General features: G+C 71.3%; 20 protein-coding genes and 1 tRNA gene. 18 read left to right on the forward strand and 3 right to left on the reverse strand.

From position 1 onward, the window contains the following. The first annotated feature begins 17 nt into the window (after nucleotides 1–17). The 4 genes from O1Q96_RS43380 (at nucleotide 18) to O1Q96_RS43395 (ending at nucleotide 2,196) form a co-directional block, all read left to right on the forward strand. Complete coding sequence (locus O1Q96_RS43380; RefSeq protein ID WP_269253315.1) at nucleotides 18–746, forward strand: siderophore-interacting protein; 729 nt, start codon at nucleotides 18–20, stop codon at nucleotides 744–746. A gap of 24 nt (nucleotides 747–770) precedes the next feature. Further along, nucleotides 771–1,364, forward strand: coding sequence for an HhH-GPD-type base excision DNA repair protein (locus O1Q96_RS43385; protein ID WP_269253316.1), 594 nt, complete (start codon nucleotides 771–773; stop codon nucleotides 1,362–1,364). A gap of 257 nt (nucleotides 1,365–1,621) precedes the next feature. Continuing rightward, a complete protein-coding gene (locus O1Q96_RS43390) occupies nucleotides 1,622–1,978 on the forward strand; it encodes a hypothetical protein (protein ID WP_269253317.1) in 357 nt (118 codons plus the stop codon). Nucleotides 1,979–2,037: 59 nt separating this feature from the next. Continuing rightward, nucleotides 2,038–2,196 (forward strand): hypothetical protein, encoded by a 159-nt coding sequence (locus tag O1Q96_RS43395; protein WP_269253318.1) that lies wholly within the window; start codon nucleotides 2,038–2,040, stop codon nucleotides 2,194–2,196. A gap of 55 nt (nucleotides 2,197–2,251) precedes the next feature. Here O1Q96_RS43395 and O1Q96_RS43400 read toward each other — a convergent pair whose 3' ends face one another. Beyond that, nucleotides 2,252–3,907 (reverse strand): helicase HerA-like domain-containing protein, encoded by a 1,656-nt coding sequence (locus O1Q96_RS43400; protein ID WP_269253319.1) that lies wholly within the window; start codon nucleotides 3,905–3,907, stop codon nucleotides 2,252–2,254. Nucleotides 3,908–4,080: 173 nt separating this feature from the next. On the opposite strand from O1Q96_RS43400, the gene O1Q96_RS43405 reads away from it, so the two are divergent. Both O1Q96_RS43405 and O1Q96_RS43410 read left to right on the forward strand, forming a co-directional pair. Next, nucleotides 4,081–4,377 carry a type II toxin-antitoxin system VapB family antitoxin gene (locus O1Q96_RS43405; protein WP_003955420.1) on the forward strand — a complete coding sequence of 99 codons (297 nt, stop codon included), beginning with the start codon at nucleotides 4,081–4,083 and terminating at the stop codon, nucleotides 4,375–4,377. A gap of 283 nt (nucleotides 4,378–4,660) precedes the next feature. Then, nucleotides 4,661–5,302: a LytR C-terminal domain-containing protein gene (locus tag O1Q96_RS43410; RefSeq protein ID WP_269253320.1), complete on the forward strand. Its 642-nt coding sequence runs from the start codon at nucleotides 4,661–4,663 to the stop codon at nucleotides 5,300–5,302. A 24-nt stretch (nucleotides 5,303–5,326) separates the two neighbouring features. On the opposite strand, the gene upp is transcribed toward O1Q96_RS43410, so the two are convergent. After that, the gene (gene upp, locus O1Q96_RS43415; protein WP_217457279.1) at nucleotides 5,327–5,962 is read right to left on the reverse strand and encodes a uracil phosphoribosyltransferase; all 636 of its coding nucleotides are present in this window, start codon (nucleotides 5,960–5,962) and stop codon (nucleotides 5,327–5,329) included. 150 nt (nucleotides 5,963–6,112) lie between these two features. Between upp and O1Q96_RS43420 the strand changes: the two genes are divergently transcribed. From O1Q96_RS43420 to O1Q96_RS43460, 9 genes are all read left to right on the forward strand, one after another. After that, nucleotides 6,113–6,295, forward strand: coding sequence for a hypothetical protein (locus O1Q96_RS43420; RefSeq protein WP_217457278.1), 183 nt, complete (start codon nucleotides 6,113–6,115; stop codon nucleotides 6,293–6,295). 357 nt (nucleotides 6,296–6,652) lie between these two features. Next, nucleotides 6,653–7,207 carry a tRNA adenosine deaminase-associated protein gene (locus tag O1Q96_RS43425; RefSeq protein WP_269253321.1) on the forward strand — a complete coding sequence of 185 codons (555 nt, stop codon included), beginning with the start codon at nucleotides 6,653–6,655 and terminating at the stop codon, nucleotides 7,205–7,207. Nucleotides 7,208–7,263: 56 nt separating this feature from the next. Continuing rightward, on the forward strand, nucleotides 7,264–7,695 hold the full coding sequence (gene tadA, locus O1Q96_RS43430) for a tRNA adenosine(34) deaminase TadA (RefSeq protein WP_269253322.1): 432 nt from the start codon (nucleotides 7,264–7,266) through the stop codon (nucleotides 7,693–7,695). Between the two features lie 121 nt (nucleotides 7,696–7,816). Further along, nucleotides 7,817–7,901, forward strand: a tRNA-Ser gene (locus O1Q96_RS43435). Nucleotides 7,902–8,072: 171 nt separating this feature from the next. Then, entirely contained in the window at nucleotides 8,073–8,252 is a 180-nt protein-coding gene (locus O1Q96_RS43440) for a hypothetical protein (RefSeq protein ID WP_217457275.1), read from the forward strand. A gap of 179 nt (nucleotides 8,253–8,431) precedes the next feature. Then, on the forward strand, nucleotides 8,432–8,725 hold the full coding sequence (locus O1Q96_RS43445; protein WP_269253957.1) for a Dabb family protein: 294 nt from the start codon (nucleotides 8,432–8,434) through the stop codon (nucleotides 8,723–8,725). Nucleotides 8,726–8,974: 249 nt separating this feature from the next. Then, on the forward strand, nucleotides 8,975–9,841 hold the full coding sequence (locus O1Q96_RS43450; protein ID WP_269253323.1) for an RNA polymerase sigma factor SigF: 867 nt from the start codon (nucleotides 8,975–8,977) through the stop codon (nucleotides 9,839–9,841). A 244-nt stretch (nucleotides 9,842–10,085) separates the two neighbouring features. Then, nucleotides 10,086–10,985, forward strand: coding sequence for an RNA polymerase sigma factor SigF (locus O1Q96_RS43455; protein ID WP_217457272.1), 900 nt, complete (start codon nucleotides 10,086–10,088; stop codon nucleotides 10,983–10,985). Between the two features lie 91 nt (nucleotides 10,986–11,076). Further along, nucleotides 11,077–11,889: a hypothetical protein gene (locus O1Q96_RS43460; RefSeq protein WP_269253324.1), complete on the forward strand. Its 813-nt coding sequence runs from the start codon at nucleotides 11,077–11,079 to the stop codon at nucleotides 11,887–11,889. A 21-nt stretch (nucleotides 11,890–11,910) separates the two neighbouring features. Here the strand turns inward: O1Q96_RS43460 and O1Q96_RS43465 are convergent, their stop codons facing one another. After that, nucleotides 11,911–12,102 carry a hypothetical protein gene (locus O1Q96_RS43465; RefSeq protein WP_217457270.1) on the reverse strand — a complete coding sequence of 64 codons (192 nt, stop codon included), beginning with the start codon at nucleotides 12,100–12,102 and terminating at the stop codon, nucleotides 11,911–11,913. Between the two features lie 462 nt (nucleotides 12,103–12,564). Here O1Q96_RS43465 and O1Q96_RS43470 point away from each other — a divergent pair, with 462 nt between their 5' ends. The 3 genes from O1Q96_RS43470 to O1Q96_RS43480 all read left to right on the forward strand — a co-directional run bounded on the left by O1Q96_RS43470 (nucleotide 12,565) and on the right by O1Q96_RS43480 (nucleotide 16,554). Next, a complete protein-coding gene (locus O1Q96_RS43470; protein ID WP_217457269.1) occupies nucleotides 12,565–13,038 on the forward strand; it encodes a MarR family winged helix-turn-helix transcriptional regulator in 474 nt (157 codons plus the stop codon). Between the two features lie 98 nt (nucleotides 13,039–13,136). Then, nucleotides 13,137–15,626: an MFS transporter gene (locus O1Q96_RS43475; RefSeq protein ID WP_483409993.1), complete on the forward strand. Its 2,490-nt coding sequence runs from the start codon at nucleotides 13,137–13,139 to the stop codon at nucleotides 15,624–15,626. A gap of 103 nt (nucleotides 15,627–15,729) precedes the next feature. Continuing rightward, nucleotides 15,730–16,554 carry a YceI family protein gene (locus tag O1Q96_RS43480; RefSeq protein ID WP_269253326.1) on the forward strand — a complete coding sequence of 275 codons (825 nt, stop codon included), beginning with the start codon at nucleotides 15,730–15,732 and terminating at the stop codon, nucleotides 16,552–16,554. The last annotated feature ends 7 nt before the right edge of the window (nucleotides 16,555–16,561 follow it).

Genomic DNA, 16,561 nt, shown 5'->3' on the forward strand with positions numbered 1-16,561 from the left:
CGAAGGGTGAAAACGCCATGGGGCAGGGGCACGGCTGGGAGGGTGCGGTCCTCAAACTGTTCCGGGGCAAGGACTTCGCGTTCACGGTCACGGGCGCGGAGGACGTCACCGAGCACTACCGCCGGGTGCACCTCACCGACGGCGGCATGCTCGCGGCGACCGGGGTGCACCCGACGATGTGGGTGCGGCTGTGGTTCGACCACGCGGGCAAGCCGCACCAGCGGGCGTACACCCTGGTGGACCCCGATCCGGCCGCGGGGACCTTCAGCCTGGAGTTCGCGCTGCACGAGGGATGCGCGAGCGACTGGGCGCGGGCCACGAAGCCGGGGGACACGATCGAGGCGACGGTCCAGGGCACGGGCTTCACACATCCGGACCCGGCGCCTTCCCACGTGCTGGCGATCGGCGACACCGCCTCCCTCCCCGCCCTCAACTCCCTTCTGGATGTGGTGGGTCCGGTACCCACCACGATCTGGTTCGAGTCGACCGAGGGCCTGGACGGCCTGCCCCTCCGGGCCGACTCCGCCCACCACGACGTCCGTACGGTGGCCCGGCTCGACGAGGGCGCGCACCTGGTGGCCCAGGTGAAGGCGGCCGCACCGGACCTCCTGAAGGGCACCCCTGACCCGTACGTCTGGATCGCCTGCGACACGGCGACGACCCGGTCGCTGGCGGCGTACTTCCGCAAGGAGCTGGCGCTGCCGAAGCAGCGGGTGAACGCGCTGGGGTACTGGCGAGCGTCCTGAAGCCGCCCGCGCGATGATCGGGGCATGGACGTCACACTTCACCTCGCCCAGCAGCCCGAGGCCGACGAGCTCCTCGGGCGCAGCCCGCTCGCCGCGCTCGTCGGCATGCTGCTCGACCAGCAGATTCCGATGGAGTGGGCGTTCGCGGGCCCGTACACGATCGCGCGGCGGCTCGGCGCGGACGACCTCGACGCGCACGAGATCGCGGCGTACGACCCCGAGGCGTTCGCGGCCCTGCTGTCCACGAAACCGGCGGTGCACCGCTACCCGGGTTCGATGGCCAAGCGGGTCCAGCAGCTGTGCCAGTACCTCGTGGAGCACTACGACGGGGACGCGGCGAAGGTCTGGGAAGGCGCGGGGACGGGCGCCGAACTCCTGCGCCGCCTCAAGGAACTGCCCGGCTTCGGCACCCAGAAGGCCCAGATCTTCCTCGCCCTGCTGGGCAAGCAGCTCGGGGTGGACCCGAAGGGCTGGCGCGAGGCCGCGGGTGCGTACGGCGAGGCCAGGTCCTTCCGCTCGGTCGCGGACATCACGGGGCCGGAGTCGCTGGCGAAGGTGCGGGCACACAAGCAGGAGATGAAGGCGGCGGCCAAGGCGGCGAAGACCTCCGGCGGGTGAAGATGCGGACGCGTGCTCCTGCGGCACGCGTCCCGTATGAGGCACGCACGCGTCCCGTATGAGGCACGCACGCGTCCCGTATGAGGCACGCATGAGGGTCCGGCGCGGGACGCTTCCGGTCGCGGGGACTCTCCCGGCACGGGCGGGGCGACGGCACGTGACGCCACCGGCGACAGCACGTCCCGGGCGTACGCCAAGAGGGCGGTTCTCGGGGCACGCCGATGCACCGGGCGCCCCGCCCGGGGACATGACCTCTCGTGAGCCCCCACCGCTTCGTCCCGCGCGCTCCGCACCGGCCCGCCCGGCAGCGGTTCCTCGTGGCGCTCGCCGCGCTGCTGTGCGCGGTGTGCGCGGTGGGTTCCGCGGGCGGCCACACCGGAACACGCACAGCTCCGCCCGCCGCCGTCTCCACCGAGACCGGTCTCGAACACCCCCACGACCTGCTGGACACGGCCCTGCGCCCACCCGCCCGCCAGAGCCACCGCCCCCTCGTCCCGCAGCGCCCCGCGCGCAGGCCCGCCGTCGAGCGCCCGGGCCTGCGGGTCCACTCCCTTCCCGCGCTCCGGTACGCCCCCTCCCCGCGCGCCCAGCGCTCCCTGGTCCTCCGCTGCTGAGAGTCCCGGCCCCGACCGGAACCGCTCTCCCTCCCCAGCAGCACGAGAGGACTTCCTTCATGCCGAACGACCCGTACGCGATCCTGCGCGCCCTGGTCCGCGCCGAATCCCTCCGCAGCGCCCCGAAGCCGCCCCCCGGCCCCCGCCAGGGCACTCCGGAGCGCCCTGAGCCGGCCCCGGAGCAGCAGAACCCGCCCGAGGACCGCGAACGCGACTGATGCGTCCGGCGGGGGCGGGGCCGCTCCGCCTCCGCCGAGCCCGACCGGCTTTGGCCTACCGCCTGCGACGGGCCGTGCCGAAGACCGACCGGGTGATCTCGCGCCCGATCTGCGTGCCCAGACTGCGGGCCAGCGACTTGAAGACACCGCTGCCGACGACCTGCTCGACGAGGGAGTCGTCGCCCTCCTCGGCCTTCCGCCTCCGCCCCCGGCCCCCGTCCGCTCCGGGACTGGGCGCCGCGGACTCCCCACGAGCCCTCGCGCCCGCTTCCGTCCCCGCCCCCTTTCCCGCGTCCGGGCCCGGGCCCGCCTCCCCGGCGGCCGTCAGCCTCTCGTACGCCGACACGCGGTCGACCGCCTCGGCGTAGCGGCCGTGCAGGGGCGACTTCCTGACCGCCTCGTCGAGGTCCGCCGGGCCGACCGGTCCCATCAGTGACTCCGGCGCCCGCAGCCGTGTCGCCGCGACCGGTGTCGGCGCGCCCTTCTCGCTGAGGACGGTGACGACGGCCTCGCCGGTCCCGAGCGCGGTGAGGACCTCCTCCAGGTCGTACGCGGAATCGGGGAAGGTCCTCACCGTGGCCTTGAGCGCCTTCTGGTCGTCGGGGGTGAAGGCGCGCAGCGCGTGCTGCACACGGTTGCCCAGCTGGGCGAGGACGTCCCCGGGCACGTCCTTCGGGGTCTGCGTGACGAAGAAGACGCCGACACCCTTCGAGCGAATCAGCCGGACGGTCTGCGTGATGGAGTCGAGGAAGGCCTTCGACGCGTCGTTGAAGAGCAGATGCGCCTCGTCGAAGAAGAAGACGAGCTTCGGCCTGTCGACGTCACCGACCTCCGGAAGGTCGTGGAAGAGGTCGGCGAGCAGCCACATCAGGAACGTGGAGAAGAGCTGCGGCTTGTCCTGCACCGCGGGCAGCTCCAGGACGGAGACCGTGCCCCGGCCGTCCCCGGCCACCTTCAGCAGTTCGTTCGTGTCGAACTCCGGCTCCCCGAAGAACGGGCTCATCCCCTGCGCCTCGAACGCCGTCAGCGAGCGCAGGATCACCCCGGCCGTGGCGGTGGAGAGACCGCCGATGCCCTTGAGCTCGGACTTCCCTTCGTCGGAGGTCAGAAAGGCCACCACCGCACGCAGGTCCTTCAGGTCGACCAGCTCCAGGCCCTTCTGGTCGGCGTAGTGGAAGATCAGGCCGAGCGACTGCTCCTGGGTCGGGTTGAGCCGGAGCACCTTGGACAGCAGGACCGGCCCGAAACTGGTGACGGTCGCGCGTACGGGGATGCCGTGGCCCATGCCTCCGAGGGCGTAGAACTCGCACGGGAGACCCGCCGGCGTCCACTCCTGCCGCACCTCCGAGGCCCGTGCCCGCACCCGGTCGTTCTCCTGCCCCGGCGCCGAGATGCCGGAGACGTCTCCCTTGACGTCGGCGAGGAACACCGGCACGCCCTGCGCCGACAGCTGTTCGGCGACCAGCTGCAGCGTCTTGGTCTTGCCCGTGCCGGTGGCCCCGGCGACCAGCCCGTGCCGGTTGAGCATCGGCAGCGGGATGCGGATCTGGACGTCCGGCAGGCACCGCCCGTCCCACAGCAGTGCGCCCAGATCGAGCGCGGGACCCGTGAAGGCGTACCCGGAGGCGATCCTCAGGGCCTCCTGGGGAAGGGCGGGAGCGCCGCTCACGGCTTCGGGTGTCTTCGCCGGCGGTGCTTCGCTGTCAGTCATTTCAGGCCCCTGTTCCCGGTTTGCCCGGACCCGCCCATGACTCGATTTCACACCGATCACGAGCAGGTGATCCGGAAGAATGACTGGTTCGCCCATATTTACGACGTCATTTCCAGCGTCGCACTCCACCGCCATGGCTGCGCCCGGAAGCTCTTGACCGGTAGGCTTTCCGTGTGATCTTCAAGCGCATCGGAAACGGACGGCCGTACCCCGACCACGGCCGGGAAAGCACCCGGCAGTGGGCGGACGTCGCGCCGCGCCCGGTCCGCCTCGATCAGCTGGTGACGACCAAGGGCCAGCTCGATCTGGAAACACTGCTCGCCGAGGACTCCACGTTCTACGGCGACCTCTTCGCGCATGTCGTGAAGTGGCAGGGCGATCTGTACCTGGAGGACGGCCTGCACCGCGCGGTCCGCGCCGCACTCCAGCAGCGCCAGGTCCTCCACGCCCGCGTCCTCGAACTGGGCTGAGCCGGACACCGGGGCCCGTCCGACAGACCGAAGACCGGCCTGTCGGGCACACCCGAGCCCGGTCCGTCCGGCGCGACGCCCGCCGAGCGGCGTGAGGCAGGCGGCCCGGGACCGCCGCCGCACTCCGCGGCTCGGCCGCGCGGGCACGGCCGGCCCCCGTCGGCCCGCGGCTTCGAGCGACACCCCCGGCGGAGCACGGCGCATTGGCCCTTTCGGGTTGGACTGCGCACCGGGCAATGATCATCTAGTAGGCATCACCGCCTCGGCGCACTACGCTGCGCCCATGAGCATGCTCACTCCCCCTGGCATGGGCCGCCAGTACCGGATCACGGGGGACAAGTACCCACGGATGCGCAGAAACCGGGGGCGCCGCAGGATCGCGCTCGCGGTCGTCGCCTCCGTCGCCGCGCTCGGACTGGTCGGCTGGGGAACGCTGCAGCTCATCGACGTCTTCACGGGCGGCAGTGACGAGGCGTCCGCGGCGGGCCCGGCAGCGGACTGCACGGCCTCCCCCTCGCCCTCCGCAAGCCCGGTCAAGGCCCTGCCGAAACCCGGCCAGATCACGGTGAACGTCCTCAACGCCACGCCCCGCTCCGGCCTCGCCAAGGACACCGCGGACGCGCTGAAGAAGCGCGGCTTCAAGATCGGCGAGGTGGGCAACGCGCCCAAGGCGTACGACAAGAAGGTCCCCGGGCCCGGCATGGTGCTCGGTGCGAAGGCGGCCGCCGACGCCGCCCTCCCCGTCCTCGCGACCCAGCTCGCCGGCGCCGAGACGAAGACCGACACCCGGGCGAAGCCCGCCGAGGTCGACCTCGTCCTCGGCACGGCCTTCAAGGCCCTGACACCGCAGAAGGACGCCGACAAGGCCCTGACCACCCTGGCCAGGCCCGCACCGACGCCCTCCGCGACGAAGAAGAGCTGCTAGGGCCTGTCTGGCCCGCCGATCCGCCTATTCGGCCGCTCCGTACATGCGGTCTCCCGCGTCGCCCAGGCCCGGGACGATGTAGCCGTGCTCGTTCAGGCGCTCGTCGACCGACGCGGTCACGACCGTCACCGGGGTGCCCGCGAGGTCGCGCTCCATGACCTCGACACCCTCGGGGGCGGCGAGGAGGACCACGGCCGTCACGTCGTCCGCGCCGCGCCTGATGAGCTCCTGGATCGCCGCGACGAGCGTGCCACCGGTGGCGAGCATCGGGTCGAGGACGTACACCTGCCGGCCGGAGAGGTCCTCCGGCATGCGGGTCGCGTACGTGGACGCCTGAAGCGTCTGCTCGTCGCGGATCATGCCCAGGAAGCCCACCTCGGCGGTCGGCAGCAGACGCACCATGCCGTCGAGCATGCCGAGGCCCGCCCGCAGGATCGGTACGACGAGGGGCCGCGGGTGGGACAGCTTGACGCCCGTGGTGGAGGACACCGGGGTCACGATGTCGACCTGTTCGGTACGCACGTCCCGTGTGGCCTCGTAGGCGAGCAGGGTGACCAGCTCGTCGGCGAGACGCCGGAAGGTCGGGGAGTCGGTGCGGCGGTCGCGCAGCGTGGTGAGCTTGTGAGCGACCAGAGGGTGGTCGACGACGTGGAGACGCATGTCCACCAGGGTATCCGGGCCCGCCCCGCACACCCGTCCCACGTCACCACCCGGTTCAGGAACACCTCGCCGCGGCGCCCCGCGAACCCCCGCTGGCATCAAACCGCCGGTCGGAGGGAAAGTGGGAGGGACCGACTGGGGGTGTTGCCGATGCCGGACCCGGAGCGAGGGAACCGGGAAGACCTGGAGAGCGACGCCCAGCGCCGCAGGCGCCGGGCCCAGTTCCTGCGGGAACTCACGGAGGCGCGCGAGCTGCGCGACAGGGTGCAGCCACGGCGGGCGAAGACGGCCCGGCTGCGCCACGCCATGCGCATGCGCACATTTCGCTGGTGACCCGTGTTCGCGCGGATGCCGCCGCCCGGGCCCGCCGCGGCACCCGTACGGCGGCCGCCGCGCGATCCGCCGGGCCGCCCTCGGGAAGCCGCGTACGAAGCGGACGCCCGGGCGGCGTACGATCCCGCTGTCGGTGGGCGCCGGGCGCCCGGGTGAGGCCATGCGGGGGCGTGACGCACACGCCGCGCGACCGGACGTGAGGACGCGACCGGAACACAGCGAGCCGAAGACCTCTCCTGAACGCTCTGTTTCTGCCACGATTCCGAGTGGGCGGGACTCGGAGCACGCACTCCCCGCCCACAGCCTCCGCCGGGGGGACCCCCAACCGGCACACCTAGGACCAGTGGGAGAGTCACGGTGTACTTCGCCGCACTGCTCGCGCGCACCGAAGACGGGTGGGAAGCGAGCGACACAGAGCTCGACGATGTGGAGACCCTGTCGGATCTGACCGACCTGGCCCGCGAGGCCTCGGTCGACGACGACACGGTGCTCGTCTACATCGAGCAGGAGGACGCGTGGTTCGGAGTCGTCCGCGTGGACGGCGAGGAGGACCCTCGTATCTACGTCTCGGACGCCGCGGCCGCCGCCCGCAGTTCGTACGGCGAGATCCTGCTCACGGACGAACTGCTCGGAAGGGATCCCGGTGACGACACCGTCGCCGACCTGGACTCCCTCGACCTCGACGGCACGGAGGACGGTGAGTCCGAGAACGGGTCCGAGGACGACGAGGAGGACGGCGTGGACCCGCCCGTCAAGGGTGAGATCGTGCCGCCCGGGCCCATCGGAGACCGCGAGGTCCTCGTCGATCTCGGGGTGAACGAGAAGGAGTTGCTGGCCCTGGACAGCACCGACGCGCTGAGCGAGATCGCCGAGGTCCTCGGGGCGGCGGAGGTCCTGGAGGCCGTCCGCTGACTCCGCCGAACACCCAGGAGGCACAGGACCCCGTACGCGACCCCTGGCGGGCCGCCATGCGGCTCGCCCTGGACGAGGCCGGGCTGGCCGGCCGGAGCGGCGACGTACCCGTCGGCGCCGTCGTGCTGGCACCCGACGGCACGACGGTGCTCGCCACCGGGCACAACGAGCGCGAGGCGGTCGGCGACCCGACCGCCCACGCCGAGGTGCTGGCGATCCGACGGGCCGCCGCGGCGACGGGGGAATGGCGGCTCACCGGCTGCACGCTCGTCGTCACCCTCGAACCGTGCACGATGTGCGCCGGCGCGATCGTGCAGTCCCGCGTGGACCGGGTCGTCTACGGCGCCCGCGACGAGAAGGCGGGCGCGGCCGGGTCCCTCTGGGACGTCGTACGCGACCGCCGTCTCAACCACCGGCCCGAGGTGATCAACGGCGTGCTCGACGAGGAGTGCGCCCACCTGCTCACGGAGTTCTTCCGCGGCCGCTGAACCCCACCGAGCCCCCACCAGGCCCCGCCCACACCCCCGCCACACCTCACCCCACCCCGCCCGGGCAGGCGGCCGGATACGGATTTCAGAGCACGGCCCATCGTGGGCTAGGATCTCTCTCGGTAGCGTGTCCGAGCGGCCGAAGGAGCTCGCCTCGAAAGCGAGTGTGGCGCAAGTCACCGAGGGTTCAAATCCCTCCGCTACCGCTTCTGAAGGGCCCCGTCTCACGACGGGGCCCTTCGTGCGTTCCGGCTTCGGGCCTTCCGGCCGCTCTTGAAAGATCGTCAGATCAACTGCCCGGGGTTACACTCACCGCCGGCAACACGGGTCCCAGCAGGCGCAGCGGGCACAGGCAGCAGGCACAGGGGGAGGCCGCGATGGCGGTGAATTCGAAGAAGATCGCCGTCTACGTACTCGTGGTCTTCGTGCTGTACGTGATCATCACCGATCCCGAAAAGGCGGCCGACTACGTCCAGATAGGGTTCGAGGGCATCTCGAACGCCGCTCAGGCCGTCGGTGACTTCATGACGTGGGTCGCCGACGGGGCCAAGGACTAGGCCGGGAACCGAGTCAGGGGCTCGGTCGGCGCCACCGGCCCGACCCGCACGGCCCGCACGACCAGGCCCGCACGACCAGGCCCGCGCGGCCGGTCCGCACGACCGTCCTGGACGGCGTCGGGAGCCGAGCGGCGGCCGTCGTCGTCGCGCCCGTATCCCCGTTCGCCCTGGGAGTGCACGTGATCCGCCACCTGGTCCTCTTCAAGCTCAACGAAGGTGTCGAGCGGGACGACCCCCGCGTCGCCGAGGGCGTCGCCGCCTTCCGTGCGCTCGGCGGGCAGATCCCCGAACTGAAGTTCTGGGAATGCGAGTGGAACATCACCGACCGTCCCATCGCCTACGACTTCGCGATCAACTCCGCGGTCGAGGACACGGACGCCCTCAAGCGGTACCTCGAGCACCCCGCCCACCAGGCGGGAGTCGCCCTGTGGCGCGAGTTCGCCACGTGGGTGATCGCCGACTACGAGTTCTGAGCCGCGCTCCGCACGGACCACCGGCCCCTCGCCCGAACGGCGGGGGGCCGTTCCGTGTCCGTTCCGCGTCCAGGAACCGTCCCGGGCCTCCCGCGCACGCTCAACACGGAGTCACGCGGTGCTTGCACACAGTGCACATGTCTTGTGATGCTATGACCGCTTTTGATCGATGAGTTGACGCATGTGTCTGACGGACGTCGTTCGGACTTGTGTTTTCACGGGTTGACGGACCCAGAGGTGGAGTTGACCGTGCCGGCCAGTACCGCGCCTCAAGCACCTCCCCAGCAGAAGCCGCAGGCCCTGGAACGGATCGACGACCCCGCCGAGTCCCAGGAGCCGGGTCCACAGCGCCGCCGCGGGGCCGACACCCGGGCCCTCACCCAGGTCCTGTTCGGCGAGCTCAAGAACCTGGAGCCCGGCACCCCCGAACACGGCCGGGTACGGGCCGCGCTGATCGAGGCGAACCTCCCCCTGGTGCGGTACGCCGCCGCCCGCTTCCGGTCGCGCAACGAGCCCATGGAGGACGTCGTCCAGGTCGGGACCATCGGGCTGATCAACGCCATCGACCGCTTCGACCCCGACCGGGGCGTGCAGTTCCCGACCTTCGCGATGCCCACCGTCGTCGGCGAGATCAAGCGGTACTTCCGCGACAACGTCCGCACGGTCCACGTACCGCGCCGGCTGCACGAGCTCTGGGTGCAGGTGAACAGCGCCACCGAGGACCTCACGACGGCCTTCGGGCGCATGCCCACGACCGGCGAGATCGCCGAGCGGCTGCGGATCACCGAGGAGGAGGTCCTGGCCTGCATCGAGGCCGGACGCTCGTACCACGCGACCTCGCTCGAGGCCGCCCAGGAGGGCGACGGAATGCCGGGCCTCCTCGACCGGCTCGGCTACGAGGACCCTGCGCTGGACGGCGTGGAGCACCGGGACCTCGTACGGCACCTTCTCGTCCAGCTCCCCGAGCGGGAGCAGCGCATCCTCCTGCTGCGCTACTACAGCAATCTGACGCAGTCGCAGATCAGTACAGAACTGGGCGTTTCACAGATGCACGTGTCAAGACTGCTCGCCCGCAGTTTCGCCCGGCTCCGATCCGCAAACAGGATCGAGGCGTAACCCTCCGGAGCGAATCGCTCCCAAGGCCTTTTCACGACATTTCTTCGTCGAAAAACTGTCAGACCCCCTTTTTCCAGGGCCTATTCACCCTTCCTGTGTCGACATGTCACTACATCGTGTTGCCGACGTGTGACATTCTTCCGGTGAAGCGTTTGCCGCAGCCCCACCTCCGGTATTCAGGTGGAGGCTGCGTTCCTTCGACGGGAGCGTCCGCCGCGACCGTCCGCGACCCAAAGGGGGTGGCATGTCCGCAGACCAGGGCAGCTCGAAGGTGCTCACGCTCGTCAAGAGCGAATCCGCGCCCGACGTGCTTCACAGTGTCGTTGTCGAGGTTCCGGCCGTCCCGGCCGCGGAAGCCCCGGCCTTCCCCCCGACCTCGGAAGCGATCGACACCCGCACTCTGTCCCGCTCCCTGTTCCTGCGGCTCGCCGCACTCGACGAGAACAGTCCCGAGCGCGCCTATGTCCGGGACACACTCATCGAGCTCAATCTCCCGCTGGTGCGTTACGCCGCCGCCCGTTTCCGGTCGCGCAACGAACCGATGGAGGACATCGTCCAGGTCGGCACGATCGGCCTGATCAAGGCGATCGACCGCTTCGACTGCGAACGGGGCGTGGAGTTCCCCACGTTCGCGATGCCGACGGTCGTGGGTGAGATCAAGCGGTTCTTCCGGGACACGTCCTGGTCGGTGCGGGTACCGCGCCGGCTCCAGGAGCTGCGGCTCGCGCTGACCAAGGCCAGCGACGAGCTCTCCCAGAAGCTCGACCGCTCGCCGACCGTCGCCGAACTCGCCGTCGTACTGGGCGTGTCCGAGGAGGACGTGGTCGACGGCCTGGCGGTGGGCAACGCTTACACGGCGTCGTCCCTCGACTCACCGGCACCCGAGGACGACGGCGGCGAGGGCTCGCTCGCGGACCGCCTCGGCTACGAGGACACGGCGCTGGAGGGCGTCGAGTACCGCGAGTCGCTGAAGCCCCTGCTCGCCAAACTCCCGCCCCGCGAGCGGCGGATCATCATGCTCCGCTTCTTCGCCAACATGACGCAGTCGCAGATCGGCGAGGAGGTCGGCATCTCGCAGATGCACGTCTCCCGGCTGCTCACGCGGACGCTGTCACAGCTGCGGGAAGGTCTCATCTCCGACTGAGCCCCGACGGTGGGCTCTTCGGCCGGGACGTCCTCGGCCCGGATCCCTACCGAGGGTTCATAATTGACGACCCGTCAGCCACACTGGCGCGATGCGCCGACGGATGGGTCACGATTCGATTCGTGGTCGCCGAGGTGCCCTTGGGGGCGCCTCGGCGGCCGTCGTCTGTCTGGGGGCGGTCCTCGCCGCCTGCGGAACCACCGGCGGCGGTGAAGGTCACGTCGCCGTACAGCGGCCCGCGCCGTACAGCGAGGCGGTGGCGCCCACCGGGGACGTGGAGCTGGTGCCGCTGGAGGGCGACGCGTCCGAAGGGGCGACGGGGGACGGGAGTTCGGGTCCTGGGCATTCCGGGGGCGGGCACTCCGGCCCCGCTGACGCCTCGGAGGGCGCGGGTGGCGGCGACGCGGCCGCGTCCGGGACGGTGTCGGGGTCCGCGCCCGGGTCCGGGTCCGACGGCGACGGTCGTACGAGTCCGTCGGCGGGCGGGGGCGGCTCCGGCCTGCCGGGAGGCAACCCCGGCTCCGCGGGCGGAAGTTCGGGGGACGGGCAGCCGAGCGGCGGGGGTGCGGGAAGTCCCGCGAAACCCGAGGAGCCCGGTCCCGCCGTGCTCGACGTCGGCGAACCCGAGCGGGCGCCCGCCGAAAAGCGCTGGTGCGAAAAGGTCACCGTCGCGTTCCACAACACCGGGGGCAGCGCGGTGCGTTCGGGCACGGTGACCCTCGGGACGCACGTCATCGGTGCGCTCGGGATCGACTGGGCGACCGTCGAGTCGACCGAGGAGCTTCCCACGCCGATCGCTCCGGGCGCGCGGGAGGAGAAGACCTGGACGGTGTGCGTCGACGCCTGGCGCGTACCTCTCGGCATGCATGTCGAGACACGGGACGTGTCCGTCCGGTGGGACTAGCGCGCCCGGCGGCGCCTTCGCCTACTTGAGCGCGAGCCAGGCGACCACGGCGACGACCGCGACAGCCACGATCACACCGACGATCAGACCGACACGGGGGCCTCTGGCGGCCGCCTGCTGCTGACGGCTCTGGGGGTCGTCGACGAACGCTCGGAACATCTGGGTGCTACCCGCGGGGTCGTAGTTGCCCTCGGGGCCCTGGGTGTTTGCCATGGGGCAGGACCTTAGCGGGTGCCTCCGGCGGTCCCAAGCGGCGGGTGCCGCCTTCTGGTGTTGCGTGCGCCTTTCTGGTGATTTCCGGCCACGGGGGCCAGACCCCCGGGAGCCCTTGAGCTCCTGGGCCTCGGGCTCCCGGCCCCGGGCTCCTGGTCGGTCCGGACGCCCGAACGCCGGACACTGGGACACTCGGACACCCGAACCGACCCATGCGCTCCGCCCGGCACCGGACGGGCCGGGGAGTCGGGGAACCGAAGAGCCGGGAGGGGAGCCCGCTCTCCCCAGGCACGGGCCCGAGCCCGGGACCCGCTCCACCGCCCTCCCAAAGCCCTCACCTGCAAGTTTACGTTCGCCAATACTTGCCTTTGCCAAGGTTTTGCGCCGCGACCCCCCATTTCATTTGCCTGCAGCAACCAACGGTTCTTATGGTTGCCTGAAGCAACAAACAAGGGAGGTGCGATGGCCGCGCGACGTCAGTACGAGGAGCTGGCCCAGCAGCTCAGTGCCATCGGCGCTGTGAAGCGGGGCCTCGGCCGGGTCCTCCCGCACGAGTGCCCGGCCGGGTCCGCCGCCGTGCTCACGCTCCTCGACCGGCACGGCGAGATGCGGATGAGCCGGCTCGCCGAGCTGCTCGCCATCGACATGTCGGTGACCAGCCGGCACGTGGCGCACGTGGCCGAGTACGGCTGGATCGACCGGTCCCCCGACCCGGCCGACAAGCGCTCGCGCATCCTGCGGCTCACCCCCGCCGGCCGGGACATGCTCGCCGAGCTCTCCGAGCGCTACATGAACGCGCTCGCCCACTACCTGGCGGACTGGTCGGACGACGAGGTCGACCAGCTGGGCGCCCTGCTCGGACGGCTGCGCGCCAGCTTCGGCGACTGCCGGCCCGCCGCACCCCCCGCCGAACAGACCACCCGTACACCCGTATGACGCACCACAAGAAAAGGAAGCCCATGGCTACGACCACACCAGCCGGTGTGCGGGGCTCACACGCCAAGCACGGAGGCGCCGCCTCCGACGGCGCTCCGATGACGCACCGGCAGATCATGGAGGCCCTCTCCGGGCTGCTGCTCGGCATGTTCGTCGCGATCCTGTCGTCGACGATCGTCACCAACGCCCTGCCCGAGATCATCGGCGACCTGGGCGGCGGCCAGTCCGCCTACACCTGGGTCGTCACCGCCGCGCTGCTGTCGATGACCGCGGCCACGCCCCTGTGGGGCAAGCTCGCGGATCTCTACAGCAAGAAGGCGCTCGTCCAGATGGCGCTCGTCATCTACGTCCTGGGATCGGCCGCCGCGGGCCTGTCGCAGAACCCCGGCATGCTGATCGCCTGCCGCGTGGTCCAGGGCATCGGCGTCGGCGGTCTGTCCGCCCTCGCGCAGATCGTCATGGCGGCGATGATCTCCCCGCGTGAGCGCGGCCGGTACTCCGGCTACCTCGGGGCCACGTTCGCGGTCGCGACCGTCGGCGGTCCGCTGCTCGGCGGTGTCATCACCGACACCAGCTGGCTCGGCTGGCGCTGGTGCTTCTACGTCGGTGTGCCCTTCGCGGTCATCGCGCTGATCGTCCTGCAGAAGACCCTGCACCTGCCCGTCGTGAAGCGGGACGTGAAGGTCGACTGGGGCGGCGCGTTCCTCATCTCCGCCGCGGTCTCGCTGCTGCTCGTCTGGGTCACCTTCGCGGGCGACAAGTACGAGTGGCTGTCGTGGCAGACGTACGCCATGGTCGGTGGCTCGATCGCGCTCGGACTGCTGTTCGTGCTCGTCGAGTCGAAGGCCAGGGAGCCGATCATCCCGCTGCGGCTCTTCCGCAACCGGACCATCACCCTCTCCTCCGTCGCCTCGCTCTTCGTCGGTGTCGCGATGTTCGCGGGCACGGTCTTCTTCAGCCAGTACTTCCAGCTGGCGCGGGACAAGTCCCCGACCATGTCGGGAGTCATGACGATCCCCATGATCGGTGGCCTGTTCATCTCCTCCACCGTCTCCGGGCAGATCATCACCAAGACCGGCAAGTGGAAGGCCTGGCTGGTCAGCGGCGGTGTCCTGATCACCGCGGGCCTCGGTCTGCTGGGCACCATCCGGTACGACACGGACTACTGGCGGGTCGCCGTCTTCATGGCGCTGCTGGGTCTCGGCATCGGCATGATGATGCAGAACCTGGTGCTGTCCACGCAGAACCAGGTGGCCCCGGAGGACCTCGGCGCGGCCAGCTCCACGGTGACCTTCTTCCGCTCCCTCGGCGGCGCGATCGGCGTCTCCGCGCTGGGCGCGGTGATGGCCAACCGGATCACCGACTACGCCAAGGACGGCATCGCCGGGCTCGACCCCAAGTACGCGGCCGCGGCAGCCGACTCGAGCTCCGGCAGCAGCATCCCGGACATGGACAAGCTGCCCGCCCCGCTGCGCACGGTCATGGAGAGCGCGTACGGCCACGGCATCGCGGACGTCTTCCTGATCGCGGCGGTCCTGGCGCTGCTCGCCCTCCTCGTCACGCTGTTCATCAAGGAGGTCCCGCTGCGTACGTCGGGCGGGCTGGCGCAGGCCGCCGAGGCCCAGGCGGAGGTCACGGCCGTCGCCGAGGCCACCCCGGCGGCTGCGGACGTCTTCCCGGCCGAGGCCGACGAACGCGTCCCGAGCTGGGCCGTCGCGGACACCGGCGCCGGTGAGGGCACCGCCCCCGGGCCCGAGGGCACCCAGCGGCTCTCGGCGGTGGCCACCCTGGCGGCCGGCACCGACCGGGGCACGGTGTCCGGCTCCGGCGGCATCCCGGTCCACGGTTTCGTCCGTGGCGCCGAGAGCGCGCCCGTGCCCCGGGCCGCCGTCACGCTGATCTCCCTCGCGGGCCGTCAGCTGGGCCGCTCGGTCGCACAGGCCGACGGCGCCTACGCGGTGGACGCGCCCGGCACGGGTTCGTACGTGCTGATCGCCTCCGCGGACGGGTTCCAGCCGCAGGCCTCGACGGTCGTCGTGAACGGTGAGCCGCTCGCGTACGACATCCTGCTGAGCGGCACGAGCGGGCTCTCCGGTGCGGTGCGGGCCGCCGACGGCGGGCGGCCGGTCGTGGGCGCCATGGTCATCGTGACCGATGTGCGCGGCGACGTGCTGGCCACCGGGACCACCGGTGAGCAGGGCGAGTTCGCCTTCGCCGAGCTGGTGCCGGGTGCCGTGACCGTCGCGGTGAACGCCGCCGGACACCGCCCCCGTGCCCTGCCCGTCGAGGTCGGCGGCGCCGGCGTCACCCGGATCGACGTCGAGCTGACCTCCGGCGCACAGCTCCGCGGCGTCGTGCGGGCACCCGCCGGTCCGCTGGGCGACGCCCGGGTCACGCTCGTCGACGCGGCGGGCAACGTGGTCGGCAGCGCCACCACCGGGTCGGACGGGGCGTACGCCTTCGCCGACCTGGACAGCGGGGAGTACACGGTCATCGCGACCGGCTACCCGCCGGTGGCCACGGCACTGACCGTCAGCGGCGGCGGTGTGGACGGCCACGACATCGAACTCGCCCACCCCGGCGAGTAGTCGGGGACCAGCAGTCGACCAGTAGTCGAAGACCCCGGCCCGTGGAGCGCGTTCCGAGCGGAGGCGCTCCACGGGCCGGTTCCATGAGAAGAGGTTGTTTGCAATGGGACTGACCGCGCGGATCCGTACGCGGGACGGCTGGGCCGTGTCGCACGCGGTCGTCACGGTGACCGACATGACGGGCACCCAGGTGGTGCGCGCCGAGGCGGACGAGGAGGGCGCCGTACGGGACGCGGTCGCCCTGGCGCCCGGCGCGTACACCGTGATCGTCACGGCCGTCGGGTACGCGCCCGCCGCGTCGAGCGCCATCGTCACCGCGAGCGGCCGGGCAGAGATCGGCACCGTGACCCTCGCCCGGCAGGGCGGCACGGAGCTGCCCCCGCCCGGCACCTGGACCGTGGACCCGGCCCACTCCTCCGTGGGCGCAGTCGCCCGGCACCTGGGGATCTCCAGCGTGCACGGCCGGTTCACGCAGTTCGCCGCATCGATCGAGATCGCCCCCGACGAGGTCGCCAAGTCCCGCGTGGAGGCGGTGATCCGGGCCGACTCGATCGACACGGGCAACGCCATGCGTGACGGCCACCTGAAGTCGCCGGACTTCCTGGACGTCGAGCGCCACCCGGAGATCACGTACGTCTCGAAGGGCGTGACCCCGGCCGCCGGCGCCGACCGCTGGACGGTCCACGGCGAGCTGACCATGCACGGGGTCGTCCGCCCGGTCGACCTGGCGCTGGCCTACCTGGGCACGGGCGCCGATCCCTGGGGCGGGACCCGGGCGGCCTTCCGCGCCAGCACGGAGCTGCGCCGGGAGGACTTCGCCATGAACTACAACCAGGTCGTGCAGGCGGGCATCGCGGCCATCGGCACGACGCTGAAGGTCGAGCTGGACATCCAGGCCGTGCAGGGGGAGACACTCCCGCAGGCGTAGGCCCGGC

The sequence above is a fragment of the Streptomyces aurantiacus genome, from assembly GCF_027107535.1.
GTDB lineage: Bacteria > Actinomycetota > Actinomycetes > Streptomycetales > Streptomycetaceae > Streptomyces.

What these genes read in the sequence shown, in the direction of transcription:
- O1Q96_RS43380 (WP_269253315.1), top strand. Translation starts at nt 18, where the DNA reads ATGGGGCAGGGGCACGGCTGGGAGGGTGCGGTCCTCAAACTGTTCCGG.
- O1Q96_RS43385 (WP_269253316.1), top strand. Translation starts at nt 771, where the DNA reads ATGGACGTCACACTTCACCTCGCCCAGCAGCCCGAGGCCGACGAGCTC.
- O1Q96_RS43395 (WP_269253318.1), top strand. Translation starts at nt 2,038, where the DNA reads ATGCCGAACGACCCGTACGCGATCCTGCGCGCCCTGGTCCGCGCCGAA.
- O1Q96_RS43400 (WP_269253319.1), bottom strand. Translation starts at nt 3,907, where the DNA reads ATGACTGACAGCGAAGCACCGCCGGCGAAGACACCCGAAGCCGTGAGC.
- O1Q96_RS43410 (WP_269253320.1), top strand. Translation starts at nt 4,661, where the DNA reads ATGAGCATGCTCACTCCCCCTGGCATGGGCCGCCAGTACCGGATCACG.
- upp (WP_217457279.1), bottom strand. Translation starts at nt 5,962, where the DNA reads ATGCGTCTCCACGTCGTCGACCACCCTCTGGTCGCTCACAAGCTCACC.
- O1Q96_RS43420 (WP_217457278.1), top strand. Translation starts at nt 6,113, where the DNA reads ATGCCGGACCCGGAGCGAGGGAACCGGGAAGACCTGGAGAGCGACGCC.
- tadA (WP_269253322.1), top strand. Translation starts at nt 7,264, where the DNA reads ATGCGGCTCGCCCTGGACGAGGCCGGGCTGGCCGGCCGGAGCGGCGAC.
- O1Q96_RS43440 (WP_217457275.1), top strand. Translation starts at nt 8,073, where the DNA reads ATGGCGGTGAATTCGAAGAAGATCGCCGTCTACGTACTCGTGGTCTTC.
- O1Q96_RS43455 (WP_217457272.1), top strand. Translation starts at nt 10,086, where the DNA reads ATGTCCGCAGACCAGGGCAGCTCGAAGGTGCTCACGCTCGTCAAGAGC.
- O1Q96_RS43460 (WP_269253324.1), top strand. Translation starts at nt 11,077, where the DNA reads ATGCGCCGACGGATGGGTCACGATTCGATTCGTGGTCGCCGAGGTGCC.
- O1Q96_RS43465 (WP_217457270.1), bottom strand. Translation starts at nt 12,102, where the DNA reads ATGGCAAACACCCAGGGCCCCGAGGGCAACTACGACCCCGCGGGTAGC.
- O1Q96_RS43470 (WP_217457269.1), top strand. Translation starts at nt 12,565, where the DNA reads ATGGCCGCGCGACGTCAGTACGAGGAGCTGGCCCAGCAGCTCAGTGCC.
- O1Q96_RS43475 (WP_483409993.1), top strand. Translation starts at nt 13,137, where the DNA reads ATGACGCACCGGCAGATCATGGAGGCCCTCTCCGGGCTGCTGCTCGGC.
- O1Q96_RS43480 (WP_269253326.1), top strand. Translation starts at nt 15,730, where the DNA reads ATGGGACTGACCGCGCGGATCCGTACGCGGGACGGCTGGGCCGTGTCG.